This window comes from Ignavibacterium sp., assembly GCA_032027145.1.
Lineage (GTDB): Bacteria > Bacteroidota > Ignavibacteria > Ignavibacteriales > Ignavibacteriaceae > IGN3.
The window spans coordinates 1,394,519-1,415,499 of record JAVSMP010000001.1 but is presented as its reverse complement, the minus strand read 5'-3'; the positions used below and the strand labels follow the sequence as shown (position 1 = coordinate 1,415,499).

The 20,981-nt window shown below is 33.0% G+C and carries 21 protein-coding genes; all 21 read left to right on the top strand.

Annotation, left to right across the window (positions count from 1 at the left end):
* Positions 1–29: 29 nt before the first annotated feature.
* Positions 30–575 (top strand): hypothetical protein, encoded by a 546-nt coding sequence (locus ROY99_05765; protein ID MDT3695881.1) that lies wholly within the window; start codon positions 30–32, stop codon positions 573–575.
* 98 nt (positions 576–673) lie between these two features.
* The gene (locus ROY99_05760) at positions 674–2,158 is read left to right on the top strand and encodes a DUF3943 domain-containing protein (GenBank protein ID MDT3695880.1); all 1,485 of its coding nucleotides are present in this window, start codon (positions 674–676) and stop codon (positions 2,156–2,158) included.
* Positions 2,159–2,207: 49 nt separating this feature from the next.
* Positions 2,208–2,600, top strand: coding sequence for a hypothetical protein (locus tag ROY99_05755; GenBank protein ID MDT3695879.1), 393 nt, complete (start codon positions 2,208–2,210; stop codon positions 2,598–2,600).
* Positions 2,600–3,004 carry a hypothetical protein gene (locus tag ROY99_05750; protein ID MDT3695878.1) on the top strand — a complete coding sequence of 135 codons (405 nt, stop codon included), beginning with the start codon at positions 2,600–2,602 and terminating at the stop codon, positions 3,002–3,004. Before ROY99_05755 ends, ROY99_05750 begins: the two co-directional genes overlap by 1 nt.
* Positions 3,005–3,021: 17 nt before the next feature.
* Complete coding sequence (locus ROY99_05745) at positions 3,022–4,110, top strand: hypothetical protein (protein MDT3695877.1); 1,089 nt, start codon at positions 3,022–3,024, stop codon at positions 4,108–4,110.
* 44 nt (positions 4,111–4,154) lie between these two features.
* Positions 4,155–4,883, top strand: a complete 729-nt coding sequence (locus ROY99_05740) for a sugar phosphate nucleotidyltransferase (GenBank protein MDT3695876.1) — start codon at positions 4,155–4,157, stop codon at positions 4,881–4,883.
* Complete coding sequence (locus ROY99_05735; protein MDT3695875.1) at positions 4,880–5,668, top strand: ABC transporter permease; 789 nt, start codon at positions 4,880–4,882, stop codon at positions 5,666–5,668. Before ROY99_05740 ends, ROY99_05735 begins: the two co-directional genes overlap by 4 nt.
* A 2-nt stretch (positions 5,669–5,670) precedes the next feature.
* Entirely contained in the window at positions 5,671–6,444 is a 774-nt protein-coding gene (locus ROY99_05730; protein ID MDT3695874.1) for an ATP-binding cassette domain-containing protein, read from the top strand.
* Positions 6,431–7,393 (top strand): MlaD family protein, encoded by a 963-nt coding sequence (locus ROY99_05725; protein ID MDT3695873.1) that lies wholly within the window; start codon positions 6,431–6,433, stop codon positions 7,391–7,393. The genes ROY99_05730 and ROY99_05725 overlap by 14 nt, the downstream gene beginning before the upstream one ends.
* An 89-nt stretch (positions 7,394–7,482) precedes the next feature.
* Complete coding sequence (locus tag ROY99_05720; protein ID MDT3695872.1) at positions 7,483–8,310, top strand: hypothetical protein; 828 nt, start codon at positions 7,483–7,485, stop codon at positions 8,308–8,310.
* Positions 8,294–9,655: an aspartate aminotransferase family protein gene (locus tag ROY99_05715; protein ID MDT3695871.1), complete on the top strand. Its 1,362-nt coding sequence runs from the start codon at positions 8,294–8,296 to the stop codon at positions 9,653–9,655. The genes ROY99_05720 and ROY99_05715 overlap by 17 nt, the downstream gene beginning before the upstream one ends.
* Complete coding sequence (locus ROY99_05710) at positions 9,630–10,562, top strand: CDP-alcohol phosphatidyltransferase family protein (protein ID MDT3695870.1); 933 nt, start codon at positions 9,630–9,632, stop codon at positions 10,560–10,562. Before ROY99_05715 ends, ROY99_05710 begins: the two co-directional genes overlap by 26 nt.
* Complete coding sequence (locus ROY99_05705) at positions 10,555–11,565, top strand: Gfo/Idh/MocA family oxidoreductase (GenBank protein ID MDT3695869.1); 1,011 nt, start codon at positions 10,555–10,557, stop codon at positions 11,563–11,565. Before ROY99_05710 ends, ROY99_05705 begins: the two co-directional genes overlap by 8 nt.
* Position 11,566: 1 nt before the next feature.
* Positions 11,567–12,586: a lysylphosphatidylglycerol synthase transmembrane domain-containing protein gene (locus ROY99_05700; protein ID MDT3695868.1), complete on the top strand. Its 1,020-nt coding sequence runs from the start codon at positions 11,567–11,569 to the stop codon at positions 12,584–12,586.
* A complete protein-coding gene (locus ROY99_05695; GenBank protein ID MDT3695867.1) occupies positions 12,567–13,265 on the top strand; it encodes an HAD family hydrolase in 699 nt (232 codons plus the stop codon). The genes ROY99_05700 and ROY99_05695 overlap by 20 nt, the downstream gene beginning before the upstream one ends.
* A gap of 35 nt (positions 13,266–13,300) precedes the next feature.
* A complete protein-coding gene (locus ROY99_05690; GenBank protein ID MDT3695866.1) occupies positions 13,301–14,644 on the top strand; it encodes an inositol-3-phosphate synthase in 1,344 nt (447 codons plus the stop codon).
* Between the two features lie 76 nt (positions 14,645–14,720).
* A complete protein-coding gene (locus ROY99_05685; protein ID MDT3695865.1) occupies positions 14,721–16,064 on the top strand; it encodes a BamA/TamA family outer membrane protein in 1,344 nt (447 codons plus the stop codon).
* A gap of 996 nt (positions 16,065–17,060) precedes the next feature.
* Positions 17,061–18,347 carry an adenylate/guanylate cyclase domain-containing protein gene (locus ROY99_05680; protein ID MDT3695864.1) on the top strand — a complete coding sequence of 429 codons (1,287 nt, stop codon included), beginning with the start codon at positions 17,061–17,063 and terminating at the stop codon, positions 18,345–18,347.
* 194 nt (positions 18,348–18,541) lie between these two features.
* A complete protein-coding gene (locus tag ROY99_05675; GenBank protein ID MDT3695863.1) occupies positions 18,542–18,979 on the top strand; it encodes a thioesterase family protein in 438 nt (145 codons plus the stop codon).
* Between the two features lie 15 nt (positions 18,980–18,994).
* Complete coding sequence (locus tag ROY99_05670) at positions 18,995–19,939, top strand: AEC family transporter (protein ID MDT3695862.1); 945 nt, start codon at positions 18,995–18,997, stop codon at positions 19,937–19,939.
* Between the two features lie 278 nt (positions 19,940–20,217).
* The gene (gene gpmA, locus ROY99_05665) at positions 20,218–20,964 is read left to right on the top strand and encodes a 2,3-diphosphoglycerate-dependent phosphoglycerate mutase (protein ID MDT3695861.1); all 747 of its coding nucleotides are present in this window, start codon (positions 20,218–20,220) and stop codon (positions 20,962–20,964) included.
* Positions 20,965–20,981: the final 17 nt, after the last annotated feature.

Genomic DNA, 20,981 nt, shown 5'->3' with positions numbered 1-20,981 from the left:
CAATAAACAAAGACAAAAGGAGTAATAAAATGAAAACGAAATCAATAATCTTTGCAGCAATGCTGATATTCTTTAGCACGAATATGTTTTCGCAAACTGGCAGAGCAGGTAAATTTGGCGTTGGTATAGATGATATAACTTCATCACCTAATTTCTTGTTCAAGTACTATTTTTCTGATCAATTCTCAGTGAATTTAATAACTGGGGTAAACCTAGAATTCCTAGGTGAAGATGCACCTGCTGGCTCAACAAAACTTGATGGTTATGATCTAAGATTCGGATTGGGTAGTATGTACCATTTTAATATGGATAAGCTTACACCTTATCTTGGTATTGAAGCAATTTATGGTATAAAACAGAATGCCGGATATTATACAGTAGAGCCAGATCCTAAAAACAGCGTAACGTTCGGTTTTGTACTGGGTGCAGATTATTTTCTTTTCGAAAAATTCAGTCTTGGAATAAAGCAGAATCTAAACTTTGATTTACAGCTTTCAAGAGATATACCTGTTGAAGAAACCGATATGTTAATAAATACGACAACGCAGTTAACAGCAAGATACTATTTCAATTAATGTAAAAAGTTCAACTGGTAAGTTTTCCGGTTGTTCTTTTGAACAGCCGGAAATCATATTTAATCAGATTATTAAAAGCAATAAAAGGTAAGGTATCAATGAACGTAAATTTACAAAATATTATAAGATCATTCGGGTTAAAGATATTAAGCTTAGCAATTCCGGACAAAAAAAGATTATTAAGAAGCACTGTTGTATCTCTATATATAATTTTGTTTTCTTTAACATCTTTGATGGCACAAATTACCAACAACGAATATCTGCCCTCGGGTTTATCTGATTTTTATTCAAATAATGCTGATACATCTAATTCTATTATGCTGAATCAGGTAGAAAAAAATTACTGGCTGCCTGCTGTTGAGATAGTAGGGTTAAACTTAGGTGTTTGGGCAACTCATAGATATTTGACCAAAGAAAGCTGGTCTGCAATTAGCTGGAATTCGATAAAAGAAAATTTTAAAAATGGTTTTGAATGGGATGCAGACGGATATTTAACTAATCAGTTCTGGCATCCGTATCATGGTTCAAATTATTATAATGCGGCGCGATCAAATGGATTAAGTTTTTGGGAATCTGCACCCTATGCTTTTGTCGGAAGCTTAATGTGGGAGTATTTTATGGAGAATGAACCACCATCCTACAATGATATAATCAATACTCCAGTCACGGGAATTATCCTTGGTGAAATTTCTTTTCGTGTTTCTGATCTGATTATCGATGAAAGTACTACTGGTTTTGAAAGAGTTTTAAGAGAATTTTCTTCAACACTTATTGATCCGATGAAGGGATTTAACCGCCTAATACGAGGTGATATGTGGAAGTCTGGTTTTAAAGAAAATAATCATGATTTCAATGCTGTAATTTCCTTCGGAGCTCACAATGTTTTTTTCAGCAGAAAATTTAACAACAACAGAATGTATGCTTTCCTAAGAGCGGATTTAAATTATGGTAACCAATTTGATGTTAAAAGTCATAACAAACCCTTCGATTATTTCTCTTTGCGGACTGAAATAAATTTAACTGCTGATGATAATATTGTTGGAATATTTGCCAGCGGTGTACTCTGGGACAATGACATTAAAATATTCAACACTTCAAAGAATACAATTGGAATTTACAAAGAGGTCGATATTCATATTAATACCGTTTATAAACTTTCTGCATCAAGTATATCAGGACAAATAATAAATAAAATACCGATAACCCCAACAATATCCTTGCAAAATTATTTGAGTGTTTCTACTATTCTTATGGGAGGAACAAATTCGCAATATGCTGTTGAATATGGAAAAGATTATAACATTGGACCCGGCGCAAGCGGTAAAGTAGGGTTTAAACTTTCTTTCATAACGTTGGGCGATTTTTATGCCATCTACAAAAGATATTGGATACATACTCTTAGCGGAGCAGAAAGTGAAGAATTTGTAGGATTATTTAATGTAGGACTTACCCACAAATTATATTCAAAAACATCGCTTGGTTTGGATTTTTTACTTTATGAAAGATATGGTGAATATAAATATTACCCTGATACTCAGGATGCTAATTCTGCTGTCAGGTTCTATATACAACACTCAATATAAAATCAGAATACAATCGAGAGTAAAGGTTAAAGAAAAAAGAATAAATTAAATGAAGAAAAATGTAAACATAATTATTGCAATAGCTGCAATAATCTTCAGTGTATTTTCCCTTATAGAAGGGTCGCGTGTTCTCTTGGGATTATCTGTTCCGGAATATGTTGTTTTTACTCCCCTGCTGATCTATAATATTATTATGGGGATAACCGGAGTTTATGTTGGGGTTCAAATATTACAGCAGCACATAAACGCGTTAAGAAATTCTGCTGTCATTTCTCTATTTCATATCAGCATATTGATTACTATTAGTTTGCTATATCTCTTTGACTCAGTGGTTTCTATACACAGTGTGTATGCAATGATATTCAGGACAGTTTTTTGGTTGATAATTACAACTACGATATGGGCAATTAATAATTATATACAAACAAAAAAGGAAAAATAATGAATACCAAAATATTTTTAGTTTCAATTTTATTAACAGTTACTGCTCTTTTATCTGCACAAGATAAAATTTCTTTAACTGAAGTGGAAAAAGTGAAAGTGTATTTATCATTAAATGACTCACAATACAATTCAATTAAAAAGAATGTTACAGAAATTGAATCAATACTTGATGAAGATAAACGGATAATTGAAGATTTGAAAAAAAGAGTAATGAATGATGATGAACCAGGATTCTTTGAAAAGATAAAAGTTAAAAGAGGAAGAGATGACAGAGTATCTAAAATAAAAGACCTGAAGAAAAAAATTGAAAAACAATTGAACGATGAACAAAAAGAAAAATATAAAGATATAATAAAACCGGATCTACAAGGACTTCGTAAAGAAGAAATTTTTGGTCAGTAGAAATAAACCTTTTTGTAATGAAAAAAAACATGATCATATTTTTTATAAAAGTTAACGGCTTACTCTTTGTCGGAAGTGAATCGTTTAGTAAAACAATAGATGAAAGTGTAAAAACGAGTAAAGACGGGTTTTACCTTGTTCCTGTATTTTTTTATTTACCTAACACAAGTTATGCAATTGGTGATGCTTTTATATATTATAATTATCCAACCCCGTATAATCTCAAGCGATCCCAAGATATCGTTGACGGATATGGAACTTATTCTACAAAAAAACAAATGCAGACATGTGTAAGGATAAACCGATTCTACGGAGATAATAATTACCGCTTTGATCCTGAAGTATCACATTACTATTCACCATATGAGTTTTTGGGAATTGTACCTGATCTGGTTACAAAAGTAAAAGAAGATGTTATTTACAATAAGTGTAGAATTAAGATTGATTTTCTTTTCTCGAAGATAAATAATATTTACATCGGTACTTACTTCTGGTCTGAAAAATTCGAGCATGCAGATGATGATTCAAATTGTGTTATTGTTAAAGGTGATCTGCTCGGTTCGTTAGCTGTTACAACATCAAGCCTGGGTTGGGAAGTGATTTATGTTCTGCGGGCTAGTTTGTTCTGTCCAACCGAAGAAATCTTTGCCGATATGAGTAAACTCTATTTTAATAAGCTAGCTGGCGTTGATGTTAATTTTTTAAGGTTTGATCTATACGTTCGTTACAATATCGGTATTACAAAGCAACAGGTTTTAGCTTTGAACACTTTAATTGGCAGCGCAGCCAGCTATGTTCCGATTCAAATGTTGCTGAAACTTGGCAATCATCAAATGATGCGAGGCTATCTGCTGGGAAAATATCTGGATAAAACTTATGGGCTATTCATGCAGAATACAGAAGATCCTTATTATGAAGAATTAGTGCATCTGCATCCGTTGGTGTCAGTCAGGTTCTGCCAAAGATTTCCAGAATCTAATTTAAATGATTTTAAAATAGCTGGCGGAATTGGATTAAGATATCTGCTTGATAGAGAGCAGCATCTCAATCTCGCCCAACCCCAGGAAGGAGCTGATTTTTATTTTACTATTCAGGAAGTTGTTTAAGATAATGAAGAAGAAATATTTAGAAAAAAGAAATAATAATTATGATGAAAAAAGGTAAAAATTTAACAGCAAAACTTGATTTTGGAATTATTGCCGCCGGCGAAGGCTCAAGACTCAAAGCTGAAGGAATTCAGCCATCTAAACCAATGATTTCAATTTACGGTAAACCATTAATTCAATGGATTATTGAATCAGCGCTCAGTTGTGGAATTAATAAGATAAACTGTATTATCAACGAAAATTCTAAAGACCTTAAATTATATCTTAATGAATATGATAGTTCTCATAAAATTAATTTATTAGTCAAGGATACAATAAGCTCTTTCCACAGCTTAAAAGAAGTATCAAAATATCTTACTCCGCCTTTTTTGATTGCTGCAACAGATTCTATTTTCAGAGAAAATGAATTTAAATCCTTCATTGAATTCGGGATGAATGTTTCCAATGCTGATGTGATAGTAGCTTCAACTGATTTTATTGATGATGAAAAACCACTTTATATAAAACTTGATGAAGATGGCAGTGTGGTTGATTTTTATGACACTGCAGAAAACTTTGAATTTGTTACAGGCGGATTATATCTCTTCAGAAAAGAAATCAGAAAAGAAATTAAAGAGGCAATTGAGGCTGATACGAATCGGCTTCGGAATTTTTTACGCTTTCTAATCAAAAAAGGATTCCGGATTCAAACTTTCCGTTTCTCAAAAATTATTGATGTTGATCATATTTCAGATATTAAAGCAGCCGAATCATATTTAAGTGAAATTGAATGATGAATTTAGTTGATTCAAAAACGAGTTTTCAAAAATCATTCTTAGATAAAATTAAGAAGTTACAGGATTATACCCTGTTAGTTATTGACATATTTAAATTAATGCCAACAGTAAGAAAAAACCTTGATGTAGTTTTAAGTGAAATGTATCTGATAGGAACAAAAGCTCTCGTTCTTGTTTCACTCGGCGGTCTTTTCTCCGGTGTAATTTTAGCAATTGAAACCGGTCATAATCTTGAAAAGTTCGGTGCAGCTATGCTTATCAGCCGTACGATTTCATTAGGAATGATCAGAGAGCTTGGACCAGTTATAACCGGTCTTTTACTTGCTGCACGTACGAGTGCAAAAAATGCATCTGAAATCGGCGCTATGCAATTAAGCGAACAAATTGATGCATTATGCGCGTTTGGCTTAAATCCAGTCGAAAAACTTATTGTACCTCGGGTGATTGCCGCACTAATAATGTTTCTTCCATTAACAATGATTGCAGATATGTCAGGAATTATCGGCGGAATGTTGGTTACAAATTCTACTTTTCATATAGACCTTGCCTACTTCTGGAATACTGCTATAAACGTGCTTCAGTTTAAAGATATTTTTGTCGGTGTAATAAAACCGGTATTCTTTTCCTTTTTCATAGCCAGTATAGGGTGCTATTACGGACTAATAACAAAAGGCGGAACAACTAATCTTGGTAAAAATTCAATTAACGCAGTGGTTACTTCATCAATAGTTGTGTTGTTTCTGGATTTCATCTTTACAAAAGTTGTCTGGGAGATTATGTAAAAATGATCAAGCTGCAGAATATATCTTTACGATTTGATGAAAGGCTTATACTTGAAGATGTTTCTCTTAATGTAGAGAAAAACAGTGTGCATGTAATTCTTGGTCCAAGCGGAGCAGGAAAAAGCACTATTCTTAAAGTGATTTTAGGATTACTGCAAACCGATCAAGGCAAAGTTATTATTGATGGAAAAGATATAACAACACTAAATGAGCAGCAGATTCTGGCTATCAGAAGAAAAATCGGATTTGTTTTCCAGGGAAATGCACTTTTTGATTCTTTAACAACTGCTGAAAATACCGCTTACTTCCTTTCCTATTTTACAGATAAAAGTGAAGAACAAATAAAGAGAAAAGTAAAAGAAATTTTATCATTTGTTAATCTGAACGGATCAGAAAACATGTATCCGGACGAACTAAGCGGCGGTATGAAAAAACGTTTAGCAATTGCGAGGGCACTTGCAACAGACCCAAAGATAATTCTTTTTGATGAGCCTACAACCGGATTAGACCCCATTAATTCAAAAGCAATTCTGGATCTCATTAAGAAATTAAAAAGAGCAGGAACTACATCAGTAATTGTTACTCATATATTAAATGATGCAATTATGATCGGCGATGTTTTAAGTGTTATCAGCGAAGGGAAAGTTGTGCTCTCTGGAAGTGTTAAAGAAATACTTCAATCAAATAATCAGTTTATAAAAGATTTCTTTTATGAGATCTACTACGATGAATCTACATCAAACAAAATTAAAGCAGAACTTTATGAGAGAGCATAGACAAAAAAGTAATAATCTTAAGATAGGTTTTACAGTTTTTATCGGCATTGTAATCCTATTAATTTTTAGCGTTTTAATAGGCACAAACAATTTCCTTTTCTCCAGTACATATAATCTTTTTATCAAGCTAGATAATACTGCGGGCTTGGTCAACGGTGCCCCGGTTACATTGGGCGGTTATAAAATTGGTGAAATTGATGATATCGAATTTCTTATGGTACATTCAAAAGCTGAGATAAGAATCAAACTGAAAATAAAAACTGAGTATAAAAGTAAGATAAGGATGGATTCAAGAGCCAGAATTACAAGCATAGGAATTCTTGGTGAAAAATTTATTGATATAAAAATCGGCAGTCCTGATGAAAATATTATTCCGGATAACTCATTTATTGAGCAGGAACAAGTCATTTCAATTGATAACATTTCGGAAAATCTAAAACCAGGGATAGAAAATTTTAATAAAACACTTGAGAATATAAAAGATATTACTGAGGCAATAGTTAAAGGAAACGGCACTGTTGGGAAACTGATTAATAATTCCGACCTGATTGATAAACTTAATCATATCCTGTATAAAATTGATTTCACTCTTACATCACTTCAAAATGAAAACGGATCGTTAAATAAACTTTTAACTGATGATAAGTTATATAACAACCTTTCATCAGCAATTACTGAATTGAAGTTGCTGGGTGATAACTTAAACGACGGAAAAGGAACGTTGGGAAAACTGTTAACAAATGATTCCTTATACAATAATCTTAACAGCTCTGCAGATCAGTTGAATATTGTACTTAAATCAGCTAACCAGGACAGCACAATTGTTAATGGATTATTAAACGATAAGAGACTTTATTTGAATTTAAGTGAATTGATAATTGATATGAGCAAACTCATAAATGATATTAAAGAAAATCCGGATAGATATATAAATGTATCAGTTTTTTAGCAGTTAATTGTTTGAACATAAGGGCTTAAAGAAATTAAAATTTATTGTAACAAAATGTAAAAGACTTACTAACCAAAGCATAAAAAATTATGAGACTAAATTTTGCAGGTGTTAAAAGAAAAGAGCTTTATTCACCAAATCATATTACAAACGATTCTTTAATACTGAACATAACAGCAGAAGTATTAAAGACATTCGGTCATAAAGTTTCAATTTACGATGAATCATTTATTGAAACCTACGGAATTGAGGAAGACTATATTTTCTCAATGGCTCAAGGCATTACCGGATTATCAAAGCTAAAAGAATTAGAATCGGAAGGGAGATTTATTATAAACTCTCCAACTGCTTCATTAAACTCATACAGAACTACTATGATAAAAATGCTGACAGACCACAAAGTTCCGTTTCCCAAAAGTATTTTTTTAAATGATAGCAATATCTCAGAAGATTACTTCGGTCTATTCGGTGCAAAAAAACTTTGGCTCAAAAGAGGTGATGTTCATGCTGAACATAAAGAAGATGTTACTCTCATCTATTCGAAAGGAGAACTTTTAACCACATTAGAAGAGTTTATCAGAAGAGGAATTAAAAATGCAATTATTCAGGAGCATTTGCCGGGTGATACTATAAAGTTTTATGGTATAAATGAGGAAGAATATTTCTATTGGTATTATCTGAATGGGAATAATCACATTCCATTTGATGTGGATAAACTTAAAAAATTAGCTTTTTTATCAGCAAAAATCTTAGGGCTGGATGTGTTTGGCGGTGATGTTATTATCTCACCAACAGGATCAATTTCTGTTATTGATGTTAATGATTGGCCAAGTTTTGCACCGGTTAGAGATAAAGCTGCTGAAGCTATTGGAAAATTAATTCATAGAAAGGTATTAGATTATGTTAACCAAAACTAAAAAGACAAAAAAGTATTCACTAATAAAAACTGAAATACCGGGCAGTAATTCGTTAAAGATATTTAATGAAGAACAAAAGTTTATTGCACCCGGAACTCAAACAATCGCAACATCTTCAAAAATTGTTACAGCAAAAGGAGAAGGTGCTTTAGTTGAAGATATTGACGGAAACAGATTTATTGATTTTTTTGCCGGCGTAGGCGTTGCGAGTCTGGGATACAATCATCCAAAGTATGTCAAATATCTTTCCAACCAGCTTGCTAAAATCCATGTGGGTAGTTTTACTACAGAATCTAGAGCAAAACTTGTTGAACTTTTAGCAGAAGTAAGTCCGGGTGATTTAAACAGAAGTCAGTTCTACAGCAGCGGTGCAGAAGCTGTTGAAGCTGCATTACGGCTTGCAAAATCTTATACTAAAAAATATGAGTTTATAAGTTTCTGGGGCGGTTTCCACGGAAAGACAATGGGTGTATTGGGTTTACTTAGTGATACATTTAAAAATGGATTAGGTCCCTTGCCTGTTGGTACATTTTCTACACCCTATGCAAACTGTAATCACTGCCCTTTCAATGAAACATTACCTGTCTGTGATTTTAGATGTGTAAAGTTTATTGAAGATAAAATCAGATATGAAACCACAAATCAAATTGCAGCTTTTATAGTTGAGCCAATACAAGGCACTAATGGAAATGTGATTCCGCCAAAAGGATATTTAGCAGAACTTCAAAAGACAGCGCATAAAATCGGAGCATTATTAATTGTTGATGAAATGATTACAGGCTTTGGAAGAACCGGAAAAATGTTCGGATGTCAGCACGATGATATTGTCCCTGATATAATAACAATTGGAAAAGGTTTTGGCGGCGGATTTCCTATGACGGGATTACTATCAAACGAAGAAATTATTAATGCAAAACCATTTGCAAATCCGTCCGGCAGTTCCTCAAGTTATGGTGGAAATCCAATTGCATCGGCAGCGGCATATATAACATTAAAAATAATCATCGAAGATGGATTGGTTGAAAACTCTGCAAAGGTTGGCGCATTTATGCTTGAAAGATTAAAAGCATTTCAGGAGAAATTCGATTTCGTCTCTGATGTTCGCGGTAAAGGGTTAATGATTGGTATTGAACTGACTAAGAATAAAAACAGTAATGAAAAATTGGATAAGAAATACACTCAAATGATCTTTCAGGAATGTTTAAAGCGTGGATTGATAATTATGGGTTATAATCCTGATATCAGAATAAACCCTCCTTTGGTAATTACTCAGGATATTGCTGAAGAAGGAATAGAAATAATGGAAGAGGTTTTTGAATATGTCTCAGCTCAAATCAAAAATTGACAATACATTTAAATCGAGAGAAACCGAAGAACTGCTGGATAAAATTTTCTACAGACCGCTTGGTTATTTAATTGCACTCGGCTCTAAGAAAATTGGAATGACTCCAAATGCTGTTACAATATTAAGCATCTTTATCGGAGTAATCGCGGGACATCTTTTTTATTATAACAATCTTATGATAAATATGATCGGTATTTTAATGCTTATCAGTGCCGAAGCATTAGATAGTGCCGATGGACAGCTTGCACGAATGACTGACAGAAAAAGTATGTATGGAAGAATACTTGACGGCTTCGGAGGTAATTTATGGTTTATTAGTATTTACATTCATTTATGCTTCAGGTTAATAGAGTCCGGAAGTTCGTACACTATTTTTCTGCTTGCAATAATCGCCGGTATCAGCCACTCTTTACAATCTGCTATGGCAGACTATTATCGTAATTATTATCTCTATATGGTTTTTGGTGAAAACAAAAGTGAAGTTGTAAAATCTAATGAGCTTCAATTGCTTTACGAAGAACTTAGCTGGCGAAAGCATTTCATTAAAAAATTTCTGATGAGAGTCTATATAAATTATACGATTGAACAGGAATACTTCTCTAAAAAATCTATAAACTTAATCACTTTTGTTTCCAGACAATTTCCCGATCAACTGCCTGCTGAAATACAGAAAATGTTCAGTGAAAAGAATAAAAAACTTATTAAGTATTATAATATCCTTACAACTAATACAAGAATGATGGTTCTTTTCTTATCAATACTTACCGGTTATTTGCAGCTGTATTTCATTTTTGAAATTTCAATACTGAATATCCTGCTTATATGGGTAGTATATAAACACGAGCAGAACTCGCAGGAAATACTTGATAAAGCAAAAAGATTAAATGTGGAGAACGTCTATGCTTAATGGAGCTATAATAGGATTCGGTAATATTGCGCAAACAAATCATCTTGATGCATATAAAAATGACAATATAAAAGACAGGGCAAAAATTGTTGCAGCGGTTGAACCTGTAATTGAAAACTATAAAGAGAACAAAAGAAATTTTCCTGAAATAAAATTCTACACTACATTCGATGAACTAATTAACAATGAAAAAATTGATTTTGCAGATATAACCTGTCCCCCGGAATTTCATTTTGATATAATTAAGAAAAGCATTGAAAACAATCTCCATATTATATGTGAAAAACCTTTCGTTCTTAATCTAAGTGAGGCTGAAAAAATACAAAAGATGCTTCTTGAAAGCGGAAATATTTTTATACCGTGTCATCAGTATAAATATTCTCCGGTATGGATAAATTTTAAAAAATTCATAGATGAACAAAGTGCATCCAAGAAAGTACTTGCCCAATTTAATGTTTTCCGCCTGCAAGCAGATACCGGATTAAAATCCACACTTAACAAGTGGCGAACATCAGCACAAACAGAAGGCGGCGGAGTTTTAATTGACACAGGAATCCATTACTTGTATTTGGTTAACTGGATGTTTGGTAAACCGATTAAAATATCTTCACACTTAACAACCCTTAGTCATTCAAATTATAAATCTGAAGATACTGCGGCAGTAATTTATGAATCAGAAAAAGGTATTGCACAAATAACAGTTACCTGGGCAGCAGATAAAAGGCATAATGATGCAAAAGCAGTTTGTTCAAACGGAAGCTTGTTTTATCAGAGCGGTAATAAGATGTTGAAAACTTCTGCAGATATAACCGAAGAATTGGTTGTTCCGGATGCATCAGAAAAATCACATTACTCAGCGCTTTATGTGAAAATGTTTTCTGAGTTCTTCGATGCGGTTGATAAAAAGAAACAAAATGTGCAGTGGATTGATGAGGCATACCAGTCTGTTTACTTATTGAATGAATGTTTAAGATCATCTGAGTTGTACGATGTTAAGAGTTAAAATGAAAAATAAAACAAAAAGTATTTTGTTCATTTTAGGCTTTGCTTTTTTTGTTTATCTCATCTGGGATTTCGGAATAAATAATATCATCGATAATATTCAAAAAACCGGCTGGTATTTTGCTCTGATTATAGGGATTTGGCTGTTCATATATTTCTTCAATACAGTTGCTTGGAATTACATAATAAACGATAAGAGAATTTCTTTTTCTGATTTGTTTTCCATTACAATAAGCAGTTATGCTTTGAATTATATGACTCCGTTTTTTCATCTTGGCGGTGAACCTTATAAAGTAATTGCACTAAAAAAACATTTAGGTTTAAACAGGGCGCTTTCTGTAACGATTTCATATCTGATGCTTCACTTCTTATCGTCATTTTTATTTTGGATAGCTGCAATAGCCGCGATATATTTTTGGCTGCCTGTTTCCGGAACAGCATACTTAATTATAACTGTTTGTCTTGCAGTATTTCTTGCTGCTGCTTATTTCTTTATCAAAGGATATAAAAATGGTGTAACAAAATCATTTGCTTACTTTATTGTTAAACTACCGCTGCTAAAAAAATTTAACGGAACTATCCGTGATAAAGAGGAATTCTTAAATGATGTTGATAAGAACATAAAGGAATTATTAAACAACCGCCCGGGTAGTTTTTTAGCAGCTAATATTTTTGAATTACTATCCCGGCTGATAGGCACTCTTGAGTTTTATTTCATTCTGATTGCGCTTGGTTATTCGCCGACTTTATTTGATTCGTTATTAATTAATGCGGGCGCATCTATTATTTCAAATCTTCTATTCATTGTTCCCTTTGAAGTCGGAGTTAAAGAAGGCGGTCTTTACCTAACTCTGCAGTTATTGAATTTTATTCCTTTATTAGGCGTTTATATAGGGCTGGTTAACAGAATAAGGGAATTATTCTGGATAATGATCGGTTTACTTTTAATGGTGTTTACAGATAAAAGAAATACTAAAAAAGAAATTAATAAGGTGTTAATTGATGAAAACTATATTGTTTGATTTTGGCGGAACCCTCGACACAGATGGGATTCACTGGAGTGAATTATTTTGGGAGACCTATGTCCATTTCCATATACCGGTTACAAAAGAAAATCTAAGACAGGCATTTATCTATTCTGAAAGAAAAATAGTGAATATTATAAAGCCTGAATTTAACCTGAAACAAACCTTAGAGAAACAATTGTTTTATCAATTGGAATATCTGCAAAACAATTTTTTTCTGCCATCGTACTTCAGTTTTATTGTATATGAACTGAGTGAGTATTGCTATAGACACGTCATTACTACAATAATTAAATCTAAAGAATTACTTGAAAATCTGAAGCCGCAATATTCACTTGGAATAATTTCCAATTACTATGGCAATCTTGAAACAGTTCTGCAGGAACTATCTCTAAAAAAATATTTTTCCTCTGTCATTGATTCTACAAAACTCGGAGTAAGAAAACCTAACGAACAAATATTTAAAACTGCATTGAATGATCTGGAAGCAGATCCAAAAGAAACAATAATGATCGGTGACTCTTATGAAAATGATATTATTCCGGCAAAAGCAATCGGTTGTTTTACTGTCTGGGTTCAGAACAAAGGCTGGAATGCACCCCCAGACAATGGTAGTGCAGATTATAAAATAGATTCAATAACAAAATTACCTGAATTATTAGAAAGCTTGAACTAAAGAATATTTTAACAAAATACAGATAGGAGTATAAAATGGAAGCTTATAAAATTGAAAAACCAGATAACAAATTGGGCGTTCTGATTGTTGGACTGAATGGAGCTGTATCCACAACTTTTTTAGCCGGCATTTTTGCAATCAGAAAAAATTTAGCTCGTCCCGTTGGCTCATTAACCCAATTGGGAAAAATCAGAATCGGGAAAAGGTCTGATCATAATTTCCCATTCATTAAAGATTTTGTACCTTTTACTGCAATCGAGGATTTAGTATTCGGCGGCTGGGATATCAGAGATGAAAATTCTCTGGAAGCAGCTAAATATGCCAAGGTACTTAATGATACTGATCTAAACAATGTTGCCGATGAATTAAAATCTATAAAGTCAATGCGGGGAGTCTTCGATCATAATTTTGTAAAAAGATTAGAAGGCAGCTATATCAAAACCGGTAAAAACAAATATGATTTAATGATGCAATTAAGAGAGGATATTCAGTCTTTCAAGAAAACAAACTCTCTCGACCGGATTGTGGTTATTTGGGCAGGCAGTACAGAAACTTATATTGAACAGAAGGAAGTTCATTCGACAAAAGAGAATTTTATCAGTGGAATGATTAATAATGATCCAGATATTTCTCCAAGTATGCTTTATGCTTTTGCATCAGTAGCCGAAGGAGCTGCCTATGTTAATGGTTCGCCAAATTTAAGTGTTGATATTTCTGCAATAGTTGACTTTGCAAACGAAATGAACGTTCCGGTTGCTGGAAAGGATTTTAAGACTGGTCAAACGCTGATAAAAACTGTTATTGCACCCATGTTAAAGATGAGGCTGCTGGGATTAAACGGCTGGTTTTCTAACAATATTTTAGGAAATAGAGACGGTGAAGTTCTTGACGACCCCGGCTCATTCAAGACAAAAGAAGAAAGTAAATTATCAGTCCTTAATTCAATATTACAGCCGGAACTCTACGAAGAACTTTACTCTGATTACTACCATAAGGTTAGAATAAATTATTATCCTCCCCGCGGAGATAATAAAGAAGGCTGGGATAATATTGATATTTTTGGCTGGCTCGGTTATCCAATGGAATTGAAGATTAACTTTTTATGCCGCGATTCAATTCTTGCTGCACCAATTATGCTTGATGTTATTCTTTTTGCAGATTTGGCACTTCGCAGTAATATGAAGGGTATTCAAGAATGGATGTCGCTGTTTTTCAAAAGTCCAATGCATTCAGAAAATGTTGTTCCCGAACATGATCTATTTATTCAATCAATGAAATTAAAAAATACTTTAAGAAAACTGATGAACGAAACACCCATTACTCATCTTGAATCTAATGGTGTGGAGCATATTGTGGAAGAGAGTGATTGTTACGAATAAATGGTATAGTTGCAGCATATCAGAATATTATCTTAACCAATTATACTGTTAATACAAACTAACATTTTAAATAAGTATGATCTATTATTTTTTAATATTAGCTGTCTGTTTTGCTTTGGAAGTAAACGCACAAGCAGTTTCCGACTCTTTATCTTCACAAAAAAGTCATTACAAAACTAATTCCACTGAAGGAGACTCTGCTGAGATAGAAATATCCAATGTTACAGTTTCTGCCCTGCCATTTGCACTTTACAGCGAAATATTTGGCTGGGCAGTTGGTGGATTTATTGGAGTTCAAGGTCTATCGCAGAGTAATATGTCTCTTTATGCGGGCGGTCTGATAAGCACAAACGGGACTAAATACGGGTTTATTCAATTCAGAGAATTTTATCTGCCATTTTATCCGCGAATTTATATAACCCCCGACTTACTTGGCGGATACTTTGGCGTTATAAATATTTACAAAGATCCGCCGAACTCTCCACCTGGGAGTGATCCACAATTTCGAGCAGGTAGTAATGAATCGGATAAGAATGACTACATAGAAGCAAGTGGTTATGATCAATGGTACGAAATTAAATTCAGATTTCTGCTTCCTGTTGGACATGGTAAAGATGAAGTATATTTTTCAACCAAACTTGAAAACGGAATTTTAAAATCCGGTGAGATGGGGGGAACTCATTGGAACCCTTTCAAAAGCGGTAGAACTTTCATTGATATAAAACCATTTTACAGAAAGAGAGTTTCATTAGCTACAAACGGAATTGAATTTGCATTAACGAGAGAAAACACTGATTTTTATGTTAATCCAACACGTGGTAGCTTTCAAAAGTTTGCTTTCAGAAGAGACTTCGGTTGGTTTAATACAATGACACCCTGGAGCGTTGTAGAAACTGATTTAAGATGGTATCTGCCTCTTCACGAAATTATTTCTGATAAAAAATCGCTTCCAAAAGTACTGGCATTAAGTTTTTGGACTATCAACACTCTTACCTGGAACAGTTACGATGTGATTGGGACAGAACTAAATGGAAATGAAATCAAACAATATCATCGTCCTCCTCCTTACACCGGAGCTTATCTCGGCGGAAGGTATCGTTTGCGTGCTTTTTATGAGGGAAGATTTAATGACAGAGCTGCTATCTATTACGGGGCAGAATATAGACAAATCATTGACTGGAATCCTTTTGGTTATTGGTCGGTTACAGAAGGGCTAAATGTTCACTGGCTGCAGTTTGCTGTTTTTGGAGAAATTGGCAGAGTTGCACCTGCTTGGGATTTATTAACTTTACATTCAGATATGAAATGGAGTGCAGGTGGAGGGCTAAGAATATTTATGAATAACCTATTACTGAGAATTGACGGAGCTTTCAGCCGGGAGGGATTTTATACACAAATGTTCGTTGATCATGCATTTTGAGTATGCAAAAAAAAATAAATTTTGTCAATAGTTCAATGATTTAATCTGAGTTATTTTAGGTTAAGTGAGAGTTGATATTATGAAAGGATTTTTTAAGAGACCAAGTCTTTAGTTTATTTTGAAAAATTCTTTGTTGGTATTAGTAAATATATTTTTATTAGGCAGCAGTGCCTCCGTTCATTGCGATGAAATAGATGGCTGGTTGTTAAAACAGCTATTAAAGCGATTAAATCCCATAATGTAAATTATGTTTTTATATGGTGCAGTAAACTTATGAAGATTATATAAAAATGCTTATGAAAAAACTATTGCTGTCAGAAAATCTGGCAAAGAAACTCGGGAGCTTGCCGATATATATTTCTTTGAAACTGTAGTGCGCATTCATCGGACTGGAGAAGGCGAACTTATACAAGGCTTAAACCTGCTGATAGGTAATTTGACTCTGCAATATTTGCTGCATATCTGAAATTGCACGATAAAAAAGAAGAAGAAGTAACCTATCCAACAGCAATATTAATCGGTGAATATCTGAAACTTAAACTGAAACATTAAAATATTTAAGCTGAATTACTTAACTGATTTTCTCAAGTGTAATTTTGAGATTGATAAATCTAATATTATAATCAGATGCTTTTAATTGTTTGAAAATTATTAAACAGATTTGGCACGGATAGTTAGATATTTGAAAACTTGAGAGAAGTGTTTAACAACAAATTTATTGGATTCATAGCCCCAATAGTAAGATTCAAAGAAAAACAAACTTGCAGTTTCTCAAACACCATAAAAAAACAATATTTCTGATAACTGAGTTTGAAACATTTAGAGATTTATTCAGGTTATTTATTAAATTTCATCATTCAGTTTTTTTACTACAATTTTCTATGGTTTATTTTTATATAAACTAAGGTTTACAAGTTTGTAAGAAAGTGAATTGATTCACTGAAAATAAAATTTAAATAAGGATCATTTTTTGGTTTTGAATAATTATCAGACTAAATGAAAAATACTAATGAGAAAATCTTTGAAGAAATTTTTACAGAAGAAATAATTTCTAACGAAAGCTTCCGTTCAAAAGTTCTTGCAGGAATAATTGGTTTCCTGATTATTGTTGTTTTACTGTTATCAATTGCTTTTGCAAAACACTTTAAAGATGTTTCTCAATTTTCAATCACAATTGAAATTACTCTTCTTATTCTTGCTGTAATATTTGTAAGAGCAATCTTTGTAAGCCGCGCCGCAAAAAAATGGAATAAATACGGGGTAAAAGCTTTTATATTAATAAGATATATCAATGCCTTTACTGAAATAAGTATCCCCAGTGTTGTTCTTATAATCTACTCATTCAATTTACCATCAATGTATCCGCTTTTTACGCCTGTTTCACTTCTCTACTTTTTAATAATAATGCTTAGTGCGTTAGAACTTGATTTTAAACTCTGTTTATTTTCAGGCACTATGGCGGCTTTACAGTATATTATAATAGCTTTGTATTTAACCAGTAGACCTTCGGAAGTTTTTGATTCCTTATCAATCTTTCCAATACATATCGGAACAGCTGCATTATTGTTTATTTCAGGACATACAGCAGGATTAATTACTGTTCATATAAAAAGAGGTTTATTGAAATACTACAAAGCTCAATCCGAAAGAAATGAAATTCAAAAATTATTCGGTCAACAGATATCAAGGGAAATTGTCGATGAGCTTGTAGAGAATCATTATGAAGTTCAAAGCCGCACTAGATTTGCTGTAATAATGTTTATTGATATAAGAAATTTTTCAATCTTTGCCCAGAATAAATCGCCTGAAGAAATCATTGCATATCAAAACAACGTATTTTCTTTTATGATTGAAATTATAAACAAACATAAAGGTATAGTTAATCAAATTATGGGTGATGGATTAATGGCAATATTCGGTGCACCAATTGAACACAAAAATGATTGCCAATCAGCTGTTAATGCTTCTCTCGAAATCTATAAAGAACTTAAACGCAGAAATGAAAAAGGATTGCTTCCTGATACAGTTATCAGAATTGGAATAAATGCCGGTGAAGTTGTTACAGGAAATGTTGGTACCAGCGAGAGAAAACAGTATTCTGTTACCGGACAACCTGTAATCATTGCTGCAAGATTAGAACAGATAAACAAAGAGCTTAACTCTGTCATTCTTATTTCAGATGAAGTTTACAAACGAGTAGCGTTGGAAAATGAACCTATAAATCATGATGATATTACAATAAAAGGAGTTCCTAATCCAATTACAGTTTATCAAATAGTATAAACAGCAAATCCTAACTGATAACAGATTCAAAATAACGCGAGACTGTGGTAATTCTTCTTTTTTAAACCGAATGGCATTCCCAGCTTTTTAATTTTAAGAATAATTTTCCAGAAGTCTGATAAACTATATTTTTTACTAAATCATTATTCCCTTTTCTTTATTTTTACATTGCAAAAAAAAATTATGAGGATTCAATGCAGAGAATCAGAATTGACTTGCCGGGCAAGTTTCTATTTATAACAGATATTTCTGTCCGTGTTTATGATGTAAACTTTGCCGGGCACTTAAGTAATGATTCAATTTTATCAATGGTTCATGAGGCAAGAATATTATTCCTTAAAAACTGGGGATATAGTGAAGTTGATACTGAAGGCGCAGGAATAATAATGTTTGATGCTGCAATTCAGTATAAATCCCAAGGATATCATGGCGATATTCTTGTATTTGATGTTACAGTTGATAACTTTATTAAAACAGGATGCGATTTCTTTTTTAAAATAACTAATAAATCAAATGGAAAAGAAATTGCGCGTGTTAAAACCGGTATAGCTTTCTTTGATTATAACACCAATAAACTTGTTCAGGTACCTGAAAAGTTTAAATCACTTATTGAATCACTAAAAAACAATTAATTTAAAGCATAAAAAATGTTTGATAATATTGTATTTACCGCAAACATTGTTGCACCAGTCTTTCTGATTATTGCAGTAGGATATCTTGCCAGAAAACTAAAAATAATTAATGAAGCATTTGTTGATGTAACAGCAAAGTTTGTATTTCAGATATCATTACCTGTTTTCGTTTTTCTGGAAATTGCACGATTAGACATGACACAAGTTTTTGATGCTGACCAAATAATTTTTATTATACTTGGAACTATACTTACCTATATCATTATCTGGCTCGGCACTATCCCGTTTATAAAAAGACCCGAAGATAAAAGTGCATTTATTCAGGGAGCTTTCAGGGGCAACTATGCTATTGTTGGACTTGCAATTATCTCTAATTTATTCAGTGCAGAAGCTTTAGGTAAAGCTACATTGGTATTGGCTTTTTTGCTTCCGGTTTACAATATACTTGCGGTAATTGTTTTAACTGTTCCGAAGCATCAGGGAAAAATTAAAATGCGAGCTATTACACTTGAAATATTATTAAACCCGCTTATACTTGCCTTTCTCGTTTCTCTTCCAATTTCTTTTTTCAAATTAAAACTGCCTGCATTATTAGAATCAACAGGTAACTATTTTGCAGAACTTGCTTTACCACTTGCACTTGTTGGAATCGGCGGATCGCTGAATCTGGAGAATCTCAAAAAAGCTTCAACACTTGCCTTTACAGCATCAACAATAAAAATAATTTTACTGCCGTCAATATTAACTCTTATTGCATATTTTTACGGATACAGAGGCAACGACCTTGGGATATTGTTTATTGTTTTCGGCTGTCCAACCGCAATAGCAAGTTTTGTTATGGCTGATGCGATGGGGGCAAATTCCAAACTTGCAGGAAACATTATTATGATAACAACACTTGGATCTGTCTTTACAATTTCAGCAGGTATTTTGATTCTTAAGAGTTTCAGTTTGATTTGACACTATATGTTAACAGATAAAATATGCTCTGTATTATCCGTACAATTTACATTCTCTGTATAATTCTGTTATGATTTTACTCAGTTGATATTACTTGTATCAGAGTCTTTGTGTAATACCTCTCCGGAACAGGTTTACTTTACGTCAGCAAGGTCATTTAATTATTACTGCAAAGGTTTAATAATTATTTTCTGATTGTTAAACATTTTTTTACTTCGAACATCATTCCGTATTTTTGATTAACAGCTTAAAATTTAAACTTAAAATCTGGAGATAAAATGTATAAAGTAGTTTTGCTGCGTCATGGTGAAAGTAGCTGGAATAAAGAAAATCGCTTTACCGGCTGGACAGATGTTGATCTATCTGAAAAAGGATTGGATGAAGCAAAAAAAGCCGGACAGGTTCTGAAATCAGAAGGATATAAATTTGATATCGCTTATACATCGGTATTAAAAAGGGCTATCAGAACATTGTGGATAACTCTTGATGAATTAGATTTAATGTGGATTCCTGTTATCCGTAACTGGAGATTAAACGAAAGACATTATGGAGCACTGCAAGGATTAAATAAAGCAGAAACAGCACAAAAATTCGGAGAAGATCAGGTAAAAATCTGGAGAAGAAGTTATGATATTCAACCTCCGGCATTAGAAACAAGTGATGACAGATTCCCTGGCAAAGATCCACGTTATGCCGAATTGAAAGAGAATGAACTTCCATTAACAGAATGTTTAAAAGATACAGTTGCACGTTTTGTTCCCTATTGGGAAAATACAATTTCACCAATGGTCAAATCAGGTAAAAAAGTATTGATAACTGCACACGGGAACAGTCTGAGGGCATTATTAAAATATCTTGATAATGTTTCTGAAAAGGATATAGTGGAACTGAATATTCCGACAGGAATTCCCTTAGTTTATGAACTGGATTCAAACCTAAAATCAATAAGAAATTATTATCTTGGCAATCAGGAAGAAATAGCAAAAGCTGCAGCAGCAGTTGCTAATCAGGGAAAAGTAAAGTAATAATTGTCAATCAGCGA

What these genes read in the sequence shown, in the direction of transcription:
- ROY99_05765 (MDT3695881.1), top strand. Translation starts at nt 30, where the DNA reads ATGAAAACGAAATCAATAATCTTTGCAGCAATGCTGATATTCTTTAGC.
- ROY99_05760 (MDT3695880.1), top strand. Translation starts at nt 674, where the DNA reads ATGAACGTAAATTTACAAAATATTATAAGATCATTCGGGTTAAAGATA.
- ROY99_05755 (MDT3695879.1), top strand. Translation starts at nt 2,208, where the DNA reads ATGAAGAAAAATGTAAACATAATTATTGCAATAGCTGCAATAATCTTC.
- ROY99_05750 (MDT3695878.1), top strand. Translation starts at nt 2,600, where the DNA reads ATGAATACCAAAATATTTTTAGTTTCAATTTTATTAACAGTTACTGCT.
- ROY99_05745 (MDT3695877.1), top strand. Translation starts at nt 3,022, where the DNA reads ATGAAAAAAAACATGATCATATTTTTTATAAAAGTTAACGGCTTACTC.
- ROY99_05740 (MDT3695876.1), top strand. Translation starts at nt 4,155, where the DNA reads ATGAAAAAAGGTAAAAATTTAACAGCAAAACTTGATTTTGGAATTATT.
- ROY99_05735 (MDT3695875.1), top strand. Translation starts at nt 4,880, where the DNA reads ATGATGAATTTAGTTGATTCAAAAACGAGTTTTCAAAAATCATTCTTA.
- ROY99_05730 (MDT3695874.1), top strand. Translation starts at nt 5,671, where the DNA reads ATGATCAAGCTGCAGAATATATCTTTACGATTTGATGAAAGGCTTATA.
- ROY99_05725 (MDT3695873.1), top strand. Translation starts at nt 6,431, where the DNA reads ATGAGAGAGCATAGACAAAAAAGTAATAATCTTAAGATAGGTTTTACA.
- ROY99_05720 (MDT3695872.1), top strand. Translation starts at nt 7,483, where the DNA reads ATGAGACTAAATTTTGCAGGTGTTAAAAGAAAAGAGCTTTATTCACCA.
- ROY99_05715 (MDT3695871.1), top strand. Translation starts at nt 8,294, where the DNA reads ATGTTAACCAAAACTAAAAAGACAAAAAAGTATTCACTAATAAAAACT.
- ROY99_05710 (MDT3695870.1), top strand. Translation starts at nt 9,630, where the DNA reads ATGTCTCAGCTCAAATCAAAAATTGACAATACATTTAAATCGAGAGAA.
- ROY99_05705 (MDT3695869.1), top strand. Translation starts at nt 10,555, where the DNA reads ATGCTTAATGGAGCTATAATAGGATTCGGTAATATTGCGCAAACAAAT.
- ROY99_05700 (MDT3695868.1), top strand. Translation starts at nt 11,567, where the DNA reads ATGAAAAATAAAACAAAAAGTATTTTGTTCATTTTAGGCTTTGCTTTT.
- ROY99_05695 (MDT3695867.1), top strand. Translation starts at nt 12,567, where the DNA reads ATGAAAACTATATTGTTTGATTTTGGCGGAACCCTCGACACAGATGGG.
- ROY99_05690 (MDT3695866.1), top strand. Translation starts at nt 13,301, where the DNA reads ATGGAAGCTTATAAAATTGAAAAACCAGATAACAAATTGGGCGTTCTG.
- ROY99_05685 (MDT3695865.1), top strand. Translation starts at nt 14,721, where the DNA reads ATGATCTATTATTTTTTAATATTAGCTGTCTGTTTTGCTTTGGAAGTA.
- ROY99_05680 (MDT3695864.1), top strand. Translation starts at nt 17,061, where the DNA reads ATGAAAAATACTAATGAGAAAATCTTTGAAGAAATTTTTACAGAAGAA.
- ROY99_05675 (MDT3695863.1), top strand. Translation starts at nt 18,542, where the DNA reads ATGCAGAGAATCAGAATTGACTTGCCGGGCAAGTTTCTATTTATAACA.
- ROY99_05670 (MDT3695862.1), top strand. Translation starts at nt 18,995, where the DNA reads ATGTTTGATAATATTGTATTTACCGCAAACATTGTTGCACCAGTCTTT.
- gpmA (MDT3695861.1), top strand. Translation starts at nt 20,218, where the DNA reads ATGTATAAAGTAGTTTTGCTGCGTCATGGTGAAAGTAGCTGGAATAAA.